Source organism: Novosphingobium sp. FKTRR1, assembly GCF_020404405.1.
Taxonomy (GTDB): Bacteria; Pseudomonadota; Alphaproteobacteria; order Sphingomonadales; family Sphingomonadaceae; genus Novosphingobium.
In genome coordinates this window covers 128,900-141,006 of the sequence record NZ_JAIZDA010000008.1, presented here as the reverse complement: position 1 = coordinate 141,006, position 12,107 = coordinate 128,900, and the positions used below count along the sequence as shown (strand labels likewise).

At 66.7% G+C, this 12,107-nt stretch carries 11 protein-coding genes; 2 read left to right on the top strand and 9 right to left on the bottom strand.

Annotation, left to right across the window (positions count from 1 at the left end; genetic code table 11):
* Positions 1–9: 9 nt before the first annotated feature.
* Genes fliF through LDN95_RS10245 form a run of 3 tightly spaced genes read right to left on the bottom strand, consistent with a single transcriptional unit; the run spans position 10 to position 3,454 of the window.
* Positions 10–1,755, bottom strand: coding sequence for a flagellar basal-body MS-ring/collar protein FliF (gene fliF / locus LDN95_RS10255; RefSeq protein WP_226017576.1), 1,746 nt, complete (start codon positions 1,753–1,755; stop codon positions 10–12).
* 5 nt (positions 1,756–1,760) lie between these two features.
* On the bottom strand, positions 1,761–2,126 hold the full coding sequence (gene fliE, locus LDN95_RS10250; RefSeq protein WP_226017575.1) for a flagellar hook-basal body complex protein FliE: 366 nt from the start codon (positions 2,124–2,126) through the stop codon (positions 1,761–1,763).
* The gene (locus tag LDN95_RS10245) at positions 2,123–3,454 is read right to left on the bottom strand and encodes a sigma-54-dependent Fis family transcriptional regulator (RefSeq protein WP_226017574.1); all 1,332 of its coding nucleotides are present in this window, start codon (positions 3,452–3,454) and stop codon (positions 2,123–2,125) included. The genes fliE and LDN95_RS10245 overlap by 4 nt, the downstream gene beginning before the upstream one ends.
* A gap of 235 nt (positions 3,455–3,689) precedes the next feature.
* Between LDN95_RS10245 and LDN95_RS10240 the strand changes: the two genes are divergently transcribed.
* Together LDN95_RS10240 and LDN95_RS10235 are read left to right on the top strand one after the other, a co-directional pair.
* On the top strand, positions 3,690–4,574 hold the full coding sequence (locus LDN95_RS10240; RefSeq protein WP_226017573.1) for a flagellin: 885 nt from the start codon (positions 3,690–3,692) through the stop codon (positions 4,572–4,574).
* A 259-nt stretch (positions 4,575–4,833) separates the two neighbouring features.
* The gene (locus tag LDN95_RS10235; protein WP_226017572.1) at positions 4,834–5,718 is read left to right on the top strand and encodes a flagellin; all 885 of its coding nucleotides are present in this window, start codon (positions 4,834–4,836) and stop codon (positions 5,716–5,718) included.
* Between the two features lie 708 nt (positions 5,719–6,426).
* On the opposite strand, the gene LDN95_RS10230 is transcribed toward LDN95_RS10235, so the two are convergent.
* The 6 genes from LDN95_RS10230 to LDN95_RS10205 are packed head-to-tail and all read right to left on the bottom strand — an operon-like array spanning position 6,427 to position 11,986.
* Positions 6,427–7,263 (bottom strand): flagellar motor protein MotB, encoded by an 837-nt coding sequence (locus tag LDN95_RS10230; RefSeq protein WP_226017571.1) that lies wholly within the window; start codon positions 7,261–7,263, stop codon positions 6,427–6,429.
* 49 nt (positions 7,264–7,312) lie between these two features.
* Positions 7,313–8,176, bottom strand: coding sequence for a flagellar motor stator protein MotA (gene motA, locus LDN95_RS10225; RefSeq protein ID WP_226017570.1), 864 nt, complete (start codon positions 8,174–8,176; stop codon positions 7,313–7,315).
* A 33-nt stretch (positions 8,177–8,209) separates the two neighbouring features.
* Complete coding sequence (locus tag LDN95_RS10220) at positions 8,210–9,133, bottom strand: flagellar biosynthesis protein FlgL (RefSeq protein WP_226017569.1); 924 nt, start codon at positions 9,131–9,133, stop codon at positions 8,210–8,212.
* An 8-nt stretch (positions 9,134–9,141) separates the two neighbouring features.
* The gene (flgK, locus tag LDN95_RS10215) at positions 9,142–10,482 is read right to left on the bottom strand and encodes a flagellar hook-associated protein FlgK (RefSeq protein ID WP_226017568.1); all 1,341 of its coding nucleotides are present in this window, start codon (positions 10,480–10,482) and stop codon (positions 9,142–9,144) included.
* 5 nt (positions 10,483–10,487) lie between these two features.
* A complete protein-coding gene (locus tag LDN95_RS10210; RefSeq protein ID WP_226017567.1) occupies positions 10,488–10,916 on the bottom strand; it encodes a rod-binding protein in 429 nt (142 codons plus the stop codon).
* Positions 10,913–11,986: a flagellar basal body P-ring protein FlgI gene (locus LDN95_RS10205; RefSeq protein ID WP_226017609.1), complete on the bottom strand. Its 1,074-nt coding sequence runs from the start codon at positions 11,984–11,986 to the stop codon at positions 10,913–10,915. The genes LDN95_RS10210 and LDN95_RS10205 overlap by 4 nt, the downstream gene beginning before the upstream one ends.
* Between the last annotated feature and the right edge of the window lie 121 nt (positions 11,987–12,107).

The following is a 12,107-nucleotide window of genomic DNA, read 5'->3' as shown; positions in this document are numbered from 1 at the left end:
CGGCATCGGTCACGGCGCTGCGCCTTCGGGTTCGGGCTGATTGAGCATCTGGCGCAAGGCGGCGACCGCGCTGTCGGGCCGCTCCTGCACCAGTTGCTGGGCAAGGCCGACCTGCTGCGCCAGCATCTCGGCGTCGATCACCCCGGTGGTCGGATCTTGCGCGGCGACAAGCGCGGGGCTGGCCTGAACCGAGGGCGTCCGCGCATTGCCGCCCTCATCGCCGTTTCCCGACTCGTCCTCGTCGTCCTCGTCGTCATCGTCGTCGTCGCGCGCCTTGCGCCGCTTGCCCGCCCGGCCACGGTCGGGCCCGTCGCGCTTCAGCGCCTTGATCAGCGGACGCACCCCCAGCAACAGCGTCATCAGTACGGCCAGCAGGGCCACGCCGTTGCGCACCAGCGTGGCGAACCATGGCGTTTCCCAGAACTTGGGCTCGATGATCTCGGCCTGACGGAAGCTGCGCATGGCGATCGCCACCTGATCGCCGCGCGCCGGATTGGCGCCGACGGCGGCGCTGACCAATTGCTTGATCTGTTCGATCTCGGCGGGCTTGGCCTTGGCCATCGCTTCGCTGCTGAGCGCGACCGCCACCGACAGGCGGCGGATCTTGCCGGGCGCGGCATTGGTCACGGCCACTTCGCGGCCCAGTTCGTAGTTCTTGGTCGAGGTGCTGTCGCTGGCCACGGCCTGCGGCGGCGCGGGTGTGGCAGCGCCGCTGGCGGGCGCCGCCGGAGCGCCGGGCGCACCGGGTTGCGGCTGGGTGGGGGCAGGCGGGGTGTTCGACAATACGCCGGGCACGCCCGCCGCGCCGCTGCCGCCCGGACTTTGCGACGCGCTTTGCGTTTCGCTGCGCACCACGCCCTGCTTGTCATAGGATTCGCGCGCGCTGGTCAGTTGATCCATGTCGAGTTCGACCTGGATTTCGGTCGAGAAATTGCCTTCGCCGAGCATCGGGGTAAGCAGGCCCGCCACTTGCTGGCGCAGCTTTTCCTCAAGCCGCCCCTGCATTTCCAGACGGTCGTTGTCGCCCGGCTTGTCCGAGGCGAGCAGGCGGCCATGCTGGTCGATCACCCGCACCGCATCGACGGCCAGCCCCGGAACCGAGCCGGCAACCAGTCCGACAATCGCCGAAACCTGACTGTCGGAAAGCTGGCGCCCTTTGGACAGCCGCACCATGACCGAGGCCGTCGGGGGCACCGTGTCGCGCACGAACGCCGACTTTTCGGGCTCGGCCAGATGGACGCGGACGGCTTCCACCCCGTCGATCTGCATGATCGTCAGCTCAAGCTCGCGTTCGCGCGCGGCTTGCAGGCGCTGGCCTTCGAGCGTGCGACTGGCGCCCATCGGCAGCTTGTCGATCATCTGTTCGCCGGTTTCGGGCGTGGCCAGCGCGCCATCGGCTGCGGCGACCATCCGCGCCTTGTACAGATCGTCCTCGCCGACGGTGATCGCGCCGGTCGCGTTGTCGATGCGATAGGTGATCGCCGCCTTGTCGAGCGCGGCCGTCACTTGCGCGCGTTCGTTGTCGGACAGTTCGGAATAGAGCATGCGCTGCGGGGCGGGCGCCATCGACAGCCACAGCAGCCCGGTAAGCCCGATCGCGGCGATGCCACCGAACCACGGCAGCGCGCGGCGCACCGGACCCTGGCTCAGAAACGCGCCGAACCGGGCGGGCATGCTGCCGCCCAGCGGGTCGGTGAACGGGGCCAGCAGCGATCCACCCGAGCCGCCGACCGGAACAGGCACAAGGTCCGCCATCTAGGTCAGACCCCCATGCGCATGATGTCCTGGTACGCAGACAGCAGCTTGTTGCGCACTTGCAGGGTGGCTTCAAAGGCGACGCCCGATTCCTGACGCGCCAGCATGACCTTGGCGATGTCGGTCACTTCGCCCTTTTCGTATCCATCGGTCAGCTTGTCGGCCTTGATCTGGGTCTGATTCACGTTTTCCAGCGCTGATTTGAGGGCATCGGTAAAGTTTCCGGCCGGGGTTTCGGCGGTGCCCTGATCGCCCGCTCCTTCGGCGCCGCGCACTTGCTGAAGCAACTGCGAACGGTCGATGATCTGCTGGCGCAAGGCCAGGATCTGGTGGACGCCGCCCGTGCCGCTGATCGGTCCGATGCCGCTCATCGCCTGCCTCCTGCCACGGCGATGCCGGCTTCGCGGAACGAGGCGAGCCGATACCGCAAGGTTCTCTCGGAAATGCCCAACTGGCGGGCGGCGGCAACGCGGCTGCCGCCGCACGCCTCAAGCGTGGCCAGAATCGCGCGCGCCTCGTGCAGTTGCACGATGTTGGACAAGCGGCCCTGGCCCACGACCGGAGCAGGCTCGCTGGCCAGCGGATCGACCGCGGCGCGCACCGGCCGGTCGAAGGTGATGTGGTGGGGGCCGATCTCGGCGGCATTGCCTGCCAGCAGCAGCGCGCGGCGGACCACGTTTTCCAGCTCGCGGACATTGCCCGGCCAGGGGTGCGCCTGCAGCAGCGCCAGCGCCGCATCGCCGATCCACGGCACCGGCTGTCCGGCAGGAACATGGCGCAGCATCATGGCAAAGGCGAGCGGGGCAATGTCCTCGACCCGCTCGCACAGCGGATAGAGCGTCAGCGGAAACACGTTGAGGCGATAATACAAGTCGGCGCGAAAGCGTCCTTCGTCCACTTCGATCGGCAGATCGCGGTTGGCGCAGGCGATGACGCGGACATCGACCTTGATCGGGCGGGTCGCGCCCAGCGGCACGACTTCGCCTTCCTGCAACGCGCGCAGCAGTTTGGCCTGAAGCGGCAGCGGCATTTCGGCGATCTCGTCCAGCAGCAGCGTGCCGCCGTCGGCCGCGCGGAAGAACCCTTCGGATGCCGCATTGGCCCCGGTGAAGGCGCCCTTCTGGTGGCCGAACAGCAAGGCTTCGAGCATCGTTTCGGGCATCGCCGCGCAATTGATGCCGATGAACGGCTTGCCCGCCCGCGCGCTGCGTTCGTGGATGAAGCGGCTGAGCACTTCCTTGCCGGTGCCGGTCGGGCCGTTGATCAGGACCGGAATGTCGCTGGCCGCGATCCGCTCCGCCAGCGCCAGCACCGACAGGCTTTCGGGATCGGCGGCGACGGGACTGCCCGGTGGCGCGGCGCACGCCAGCAACGCGGCCAGCGTCGCCTCGCTCGCGCCGTCGCGATAAAGCAGCGTGAGCCGCTCGCTTGGGCCGCGCTCGATCCGGCTGGCCATCCGACTGAGTCCGTGTTGACTGGGGCCGTATTGACTGGGGCCGTGCGCATCCTGTTCGTCGACCCGTTGCAGCGTGATCGCCCTGGCAAAGGGGCCGGGCGCCACGGTGTCCTCGGTGTCGCGCATGTGGATGACGGCATCGCCACCGAAACTCTCGATGATCCCCTTTGCGCGCTGCACCAGCGGTGCGTGGGCGCGCGCCGCCGCCGCCGAAATCCGCAAACCGCATTGATGAGCGTACATGAAAGTGATTCCCCTTTAACCATGATGGCCGGGGTTCTTTTCGCGCGAAAACGTCCAACGCTCCGGTAATTTAAGGGACGCGTTTTCCCTAAGGGCCAGCCAGTAGAGGCGGCAGGAACCCGCCGTTGACCGGCTTAATCCCGGCAAACTTCTGCCGGTCTTTGCCACGGAAGCCGCGTCGATCCGTTCGGCCCCGGCACCTAGACTGGATTTCCCCAAAACCGGAGCAACGACCATGGCTGTTATCAACACCAACATCAACGCGATCCGCGCGTCGAATGCCTCGAACTCGGCGGCCAAGATGGCCGGCGTCGCGATGGAGCGCCTGTCCACCGGCAAGCGCATCAACGGGGCCAAGGACGATGCGGCCGGTCTGGCGATTTCCACGACCATGACCGCCCAGATCAAGGGCATGGGTCAGGGCGTGCGCAACGCCAACGACGGCATCAGCCTGGCCCAGACGGCGGAAGGCGCGCTGAACGAAGTGACCAACATGCTGCAGCGGGTGCGTGAACTGGCGGTGCAGTCGAAGTCGGCTACCTACCAGCAGTCGGACCGCGACGCGATGCAATCGGAAGTGGGCAACCTCAACGCCCAGATCTCCGACGTGCTGAACAACACCAAGTTCAACGGCAACGCGGTGTTCGCGGTGGTCAGCACGACCCCTGCCGCTGACGGTTCGGACGACAAGACCTTCTCGATCCAGACCGGCGCCAACACCGGCGACACGGTGACCATCGCCAGCAAGGCCTTCGACGGCTCGAAGCTGTTCGATGCCACCTCGGGCACGAGTTATGACGCGACCCAGACCGGGCAGGCGCTCGATGTGTCGAGTGCCACGGCGGCCTCGACCACGATCGACAACGTCGATTCGGCGCTAGCCAACGTGAACTCGACGCGCGCCACGCTGGGCGCCGGCCAGAACCGTCTGGAATCGGTGGTCAACAACCTGAACGACAACATCACCAACCTGTCGGACGCGCGCAGCCGCATTCAGGACACCGACTATTCTGCCGAAACGACGCAGATGGCCAAGGCCCAGATCCTCGCCCAGGCTTCCACCGCGATGATCGCCCAGGCCAACCAGAGCCAGCAGAACGTGCTCTCGCTGCTGAAATAAGCGTCCCGGATCGCCGCCTGTCTCCACCAGGTGGCCCATAGCCCGGCAACCCTTTGCGGTTGCCGGGCCGAATGGCGTTGTGCGATCGTGGTTGTCCGCTTGCCGAAAAGGCCTGATTTTCTGGCAAAAAACGGCAGAATTTGGCCAGCTTCAGCCTTAATTCCGGCAGGATTTTGCCGGTCTTTTCCGTGACGGCCGGGCTGCTTCGCGCAGGGCCCAGCGGTCGGTTCGGGAGCGATCCCTTCACTGGAGAATGAACATGGCAGTCATCAACACCAACATCAACGCGATCAGGGCGGCCAACGCCTCGAACTCCGCGGCCAAGATGGGCAGCACCGCGATGGAACGCCTGTCCACCGGCAAGCGCATCAACGGGGCCAAGGACGACGCGGCCGGTCTGGCCATTTCCACGACCATGACCGCGCAGATCAAGGGCATGAGCCAGGGCGTCCGCAACGCCAACGACGGCATCAGCCTGGCGCAGACGGCGGAAGGCGCGCTGAACGAAGTGACCAACATGCTGCAGCGCGTGCGCGAGCTGGCGGTGCAATCGAAGTCGGCCACCTACCAGCAGTCGGACCGCGACGCGATGCAGTCGGAAGTGGGCAACCTCAACGCCCAGATCTCCGACGTGCTGAACAACACCAAGTTCAACGGCAACGCGGTGTTCGCGGTGGTCAGCACGACGCCTGCCGCCGACGGTTCGGACGACAAGTCGTTCGCGATCCAGACCGGCGCCAACACCGGCGACACGGTGACCATCGTCAGCAAGGCCTTCGACGGGTCGAAGCTGTTCGATGCCACCTCGGGCACGAGCTATGACTCGACCCAGACCGGTCAGGCCCTCGACGTGTCGAGTGCTTCGACCGCCTCGTCCACGATCACCAACGTCGATTCGGCGCTGGCCAACGTGAACTCGACCCGCGCCACGCTGGGTGCCGGCCAGAACCGTCTGGAATCGGCCGTCAACAACCTGAACGACAACATCACCAACCTGTCGGATGCCCGCAGCCGCATTCAGGACACCGACTATTCTGCCGAAACGACGCAGATGGCCAAGGCCCAGATCCTCGCCCAGGCTTCTACCGCGATGATCGCCCAGGCCAACCAGAGCCAGCAGAACGTGCTCTCGCTGCTGCGCTAAGACTGACCCCAGCGCCCCTGCATCCAGCAGGTCGCAAGGCCCGGCAACCCATCGCGGTTGCCGGGCCGAAGCGTTTATGGGGGCAGGACGCGCGGGCACGTCCCCGCTTTACCCTTGACAAAACGAACCATATGGGTTATATGCCGCGCCGTGACGGGAGCTGGGGCGTGAGCGCTTCGCCTTTGCGACCCGGCGCGCGGTCGGCGATTTCCAAGGACGGAGGCGTCCGCATTCGCGGCACGAACGGCGGGGCCTGTTACCTCCGCCGTGGGATCGGGCCCCAAGCCCGCAAGGTAGTCCGGCAAGAGCGCGAGCCCGCCCCGGTGCCTGCGTGCCCGTCAGGGTCGAGCGAATTTGGTCCCTCTACGCGCCACTTTCGCCATTCGCACAAACCTGCGTCGAGAACCCAAACCAGCGCCGACCGCACCCGTCCGCGCCTTCCCCACCTGCCAGCGGCGTTAACCGGATTCGCCACCCGGCCCAGACCCGTGCGCGAATTCCGCGCGCGGGTTTTTTTGTGCTTGCCGGTGAGGCGGAGCCCCCACCCCCGACCCCTCCCCGCCGGGGAGGGGAGAAATCTGAGCGATGGGTTTGCTCCCCTCCCCGGCGGGGAGGGGTTGGGGGTGGGGGTTCGGCGTTTCAGGAGTGGTGCGGACTGGGCAGCCTGGGCCTCGTGGAATTTGTCCACGCCGCCTCGTGTCTGCCCGCTCAATCCATCAGCAGGATCGACATCCGGCGGTTGCGCGGGTCGGCGGGGTTGTCTTGCACCAGCGGTTCCTGGTCGGCCACGCCCTCGATCCGGCGGAAGCGCTTTTCGCTGACGCCCGCGCGCATCAGCGCCTGCCGGGTGGCTTCGGCGCGACCGGCCGACAGCGACCAGTTGTTGGCCGGATCGCCCGGCTTCCATTGCAGCGAATCGGTGTGGCCGCGCACGGTCAGCGCGCTGGTGTCGGGTGCGATCGCCTGCCCGATCGCGCCGACCAGCTCGACCGCATCGGGGGTAAGGATCGTGGTGCCCAGCCGGAACATCGAGAACTTGGGGTTGTCGACCAGATCGAGCCGGATGCCGTCGGGGGTGAGGGACATGCCCACCTGCTGCGCCAGCTTGCGCAGTTTCTCGCTGGCTTGCAGTTTCTGCTCCAGCCGTTCGTGCAGGATCGCGGTGCGCTTGGCTTTCGATCCGCCGTCCTTGGGCCCGCCGGCGGCGTCGCGCGGAATGGTGATCGTCTTGCTGCCGGTCTGCCCGGCGCGGTGCTGGTAATGGTCGGCATCGGTCAGCGACGATCCGCCAAGCAGGCCATACGAGCCGGTGCTGCCCTTGCGCGTGGTGACAAGCGTGGGGGCAAAGTAATCGGCCAGCCCCTTGCGCTGCTTTTCGGTGGTGGCGCCCAGCAGCCACATCAGCAGGAAGAACGCCATCATCGCGGTCACGAAGTCGGCATAGGCCACCTTCCACGCCCCGCCGTGATGCCCACCGGCAACGACGGTGATCTTCTTGACGATGATCGGGGCGGGGGGTGCCTTGCCCTTGAGCGGCTTGGCCATGGGCTATTCCTTGTCCGCTGCCGCCGATGCAGACACCGCGCAGCGCATGTCAGCGACCGCGCAGCGCGTCGAGCAGTTCGGACAGGCCGGGGCGGAACGAGTGGCCCAATCCGGACCGCGCGCTTTCGACGACCAGCGGCTGCGGCCAGCCGTGCAGGCTGGCGATGATCACCTGCTTGACCGCCTGAAAGATCATCTCGTCCTGATCGAGCACTTGCTTGAGCCGACCGGCCATCGGCGCGACGATGCCATAGGCCAGCAGCACGCCCATGAACGTGCCGACCAGCGCCGAACCGATCATCGCGCCCAGGATCGTGGGCGGCTTGTCGATCGAGCCCATGGTCTTGACCACACCCAGCACCGCCGCGACGATGCCCAGCGCGGGCAGCGCATCGGCCAGCCCTTGCAGCGCATGTTGCGCCTCGGCCTGTTCGTGGAAGTGGGTTTTCATCGCGTGGTCCATCACGTCCTCGACCGCGTGCACTTCAAGCGTGCCCGACGACACCACGATCAGCGTCAGCGTGTCGCAGATCAGCGCGGTCAGTTCGTGATTGGCCACGATCCGGGGAAATTCGCCAAAGATCGGCGAGTTCTTGGGGTCGGTGACGTGGCTTTCCAGCGCCACCGGGCCATCGCTGCGCAAGATCTTCATCAGCCGCGTGCACAGCACGATGGCATCGACGTGATCCTGCTTGTTGTGCTTGGGCCCCTTGAACACTTTGCCGAGCCCGGCGCCTATACCCTTGAGTTCGTGCAGCGAATTGCCCGAGATCGTGGCGCCCAGCGCGGCGCCGCCGATGATCAGCATTTCATGCGGAATGGCCTCGGCCACCGGGCCGATGGCGCCGCCGGTGATGATGAACCCGCCGAACACCATGACAAGCAGAACAACAATGCCGATACCTGCGTACATCTGTAATCCGGTCCCCTGTAGCCGATCGCGCGCTTAGCGAAGCACGTCGAACAGCGAGAGATTGGCAAGGCGGGTGAAGCTGGCCTGGCTGGCCTGCAGCACGGTCGACAACTCCTGCAACCGCACCATCGCCGCCGCGGTATCGGTGCCGCCGATGTCGGCCTGTTCGCTGGCGCGGGTGGTGGCCAATGCGGTCTGGCGTTCGGTGTTGAGATCGATCCAGGTCAGTCGCGATCCGACCACGGTTTGCGCGGTAGTGACCGTGTCGAGCGCGGTCGACAGCAAGTCGAGCGACGTGGCGGCGGCGGTCTGGCCGCCGGGGCCGCCAGCGGCAAGGCTGTCGGCGAGCCCCTTGACCACCGCCAGCAGGTTGGTGCTGTTGCCCGCCTTGTCCTTGAAGTTGAGAAATTCCGGGCCGGTCAGGCTGCGGCTGACGGTTTGTCCGTCGCCCAGCGACAACTGCCCGGCGATGCCGTTCCCGGCATAGCTCGCCACGCCCGATCCGTTGACCGTATAGGCATCGCCCGGAGCATCGCCACCGAACAGCGCATTGCCATCCACATCGCGGGTATTGGCCAGCGAGACCAGATCCTTCTGCATCTGCGCCAGTTCGCTGGCGATCGAGCCGCGCTGGCTGTCGGATACGGTGGCGCTGGCGGCCTGCGTCGCCAGCTCCTTGGCCCGAACGATGTAGTTGCCGAACTGGGTCAGCGCGGAATCGGTCAGGTTGAGGTCGGACGTCGCGCGCGAGGCGGCGGACTGGTCGATCTTGCCCATCGCGTCGCTGTACTGGAGCGAGCGCAACCGCGAAGCCGCCAGCGGATCGTCGGTTGATGCGACCAGCCGGTTGCCCGACGAGATCTGCGCCTGAATCTGCTCGGCCTGCTTGCGCAGCGAGGTGAGGTCGAGCGTCGAGCGGTCATAGAACGCGCTGGTGCTGGTCGAGGCGATCGTCATGGCAAGCCTTACCTGATGTTGAGCAGCGTATCGAACAAGGTGGTGGCGACCTGCATGACTTTGCCAGAGGCCTGAAAAGCCTGCTGGAAACGCACCAGATTCACCGCTTCGGTGTTGAGATCGACCCCGGCTTCGGCGCTGAGCGAGGTGCTGGCCGAATCCGAAATGGTCTTGAGCGCGTCGCGCGTGACGGTCCGGCTGGCTACCGTGCTCGAAATGTCGAACAGGATGCCATCCATCCGCCCCGCCGGGTTGGTCGTCGCCAGTGCCGCGCGCATCGCATCGAGGTTGGCGGTGTCGCGGCTGCCGGGGCCGGCGGTGGCGGGGGCTGTGGCGATCTTGCTGCCATTGCTGGTGGCCAGCGCGATCGTGGTGGTGTCGGAGCCGGTCAGCAGGTTTGCGCCGGGGGCTCCCGCCAGATCGACGCCTGTGCTTTGCGCATGGTTGACCGTGGTGACGATGTCACCGGCCAGCGTGTTGAGGTCGCCATGGATCTGCGCCAGCTTGGTCAGCGCGGCCTGTTGCCCGGCAAGCGAGCCGCCCGACAGCGACAGCGGCGTGCCGCCCGCGTCAAAGGTCACCGTTCCGGCGGTGGCATCGAAGGTGGCGGTAACCGGCACCGAGGCGCCGCCGGTTACCAGCGACGGCCCGGAGGTGCCGCCGATCGTCACCGCAACGCTGCCATCGCTGGCAAAGGTGGTGCCAAGGTTGGCATATTGGCTCAATTGCGAAAGCAGCTGGTCGCGCTGGTCGAGCAATGCGGTCTGGTCGCTGCTGGCATCGGCGGCACGGGTCAGGCGCAAATTGGTGCGGGCCAGTTCGCCCGCCAGCGTGTTGACCTGACTGATCCCGTCCTTGACACTGGATTGCAACCCGTTGCCGACCGCATCGAGTTCCTGCCCCGCGATCTGGAACGTGTCGACCATCGTGCGCGCGCTCTCGATCACGCTGGCGCGCAGCGAACTGTCGGTGGGGTTTTCCTTCAGCTTTTGCAGCGCCGCTTGGAAAGTGGTGATCGCGGTGTAGGTGTTGGCCTGTTCCAGCGCGTTGGAAATGTTGGTCAGCCCATCGACTTCGGAACTGGCGCGCGCGGTGTCCGATCCGGTGCGACGCACTTCGGCCTGGCGAAAGGCATCGGCATTGCGCACCACCTTGGCCACCCGGACGCCCGACAGCGACACGTCCTTGATCGTGCCGAAGTAACCGGTCGCGGCCACTTCGGCCAGCTCGGTGCTGCGCCGGACATAGCCTGCGGTGGATGCGTTGGCTATGTTCTGGCTGGTGACGTCGAGCGCGACTTGCGCCGCCCTGGCCCCACTCGCGCCGATCGACAGAAGGTTGCTGGACATGGCGTTCAGGGCTCCTTGCGAAGGGTCGCGATGGCGGCGCTGGCGGCGGCTTTGGCAGCACCGGCGGCGACAGCGGCGGCGGGCGAGCCTGCGGCGGCGGACGAAGCTGCGGTCGCGGCTATCGGCAAGGCCCGCGCCAGTTGCGCCTCGATCCGCGCGGCCAGCCCGAAGGCGCCGGACTTCGAGGCGATGTCGGCAAAGCGTTCGTCGCGCATCTGGGTAAAGGTGTCGCGACCCTGATCGACGGCGCTCTGGTCGGCACCGCCGATGGGGTCTGCGCCAAAGGTCGTGGCGCGCGCGGTGGACAGGATCTCGCGGATGAAGATCGCCTCGAACGCCTGCGCCGCCTGACGCAGTTTCGCGCGTTCGGGAGACAGCGCGGGGTTCGTTGCGGTGGCCGGGCCAGCGCCGGCGGATGCGGAAATGTCGGTCATATCACCTCCATCTCGGCCTTGAGCGAGCCCGCTTCCTTCAGCGCTTCCAGAATGGCAACAAGGTCCGAAGGGCTGACCCCCAGCTTGTTGAGCGCATTGACCAGCGAGGACAGCGAGGCGCCCGGCTTGAACAAGGCGACGTGGGCCTCGCTCTCTTGCGCGCTGATCTGGCTGTTGGGGGTTACCGCCGTCTGGCCGTTGCTGAACGGGCCGGGCTGCGAGACTTGCGGCTTTTCGTCGATCTTGACCACCAGCTTGCCATGGCTGATCGCGGCGGGGGCAAGCCGCACCGCGCTGTTGATCACCACCGTGCCGGTGCGGCTGTTGACGATGACCTTGGCCGGGGTTTCGGCGGGGGTCACGTCGATCATCTCGATCGCGGCCATCACGCTGGCGCGGCGGTCGGTGCCGGTGGGCAGGCGCAGCGCCACGGTCACGCCATCCTCGACCGAGGCGGTCTGCGGATAGCGCGAATTGATTGCATCGCGCACCCGTGCGGCGGTCAGGAAGTCGGCCTGAAACAGGTTCCAGCGCAAGACTTCGGCATTCTCGAAGCCGGTCTGCACCGCGCGTTCGACGCTCGCCCCGTCGGCGATGCGGCCCACGGTGGGCACGTTGACCGTCAATTGCGAGCCATCCTTGGCGGTGATGCCAAGGCCGCCCACGGCCAGATTGCCCTGCGCCATCGCATAGATCTGCCCGTCCGCGCCATAAAGCGGCGACAGGATCAGCGCGCCGCCGCGCAAAGACTTGGCCTTGCCGATGGTGCTGACGGTCACATCGATGCGCTGCCCCGGCTTGGCAAAGGCGGGCAGATCGGCGGTGACCAGCACGGCGGCGGCATTCTTGAGACCGGGCGAAACGCCCGCCGGCAGTTGCACGCCCAGCCGTCCCGATACGCCGCGCATCGCCTGTGTCACGTAGTCGAGGTTGTCATCGCCGGTGCCGGGCAGGCCCACGACCACGCCATAGCCGGTGAGCTGGTTGGTGCGCACGCCCTGGAACGCGCCCAGATCGCGCACCCGGTCGGCGCGCGCCTCGCCCGCCGTCACCAGCGCGAAGGCGACCATGACCAGCGCCACCAGCCGCCGCACAGCGGGCTTGCCGGTTTGACGTATCCGTACCGGCAGCGGCAGCGGTAGCGCCAGGTCGTGGTCGAAGGGAGAGGCGAGCATCGGCATGACTAAGTGG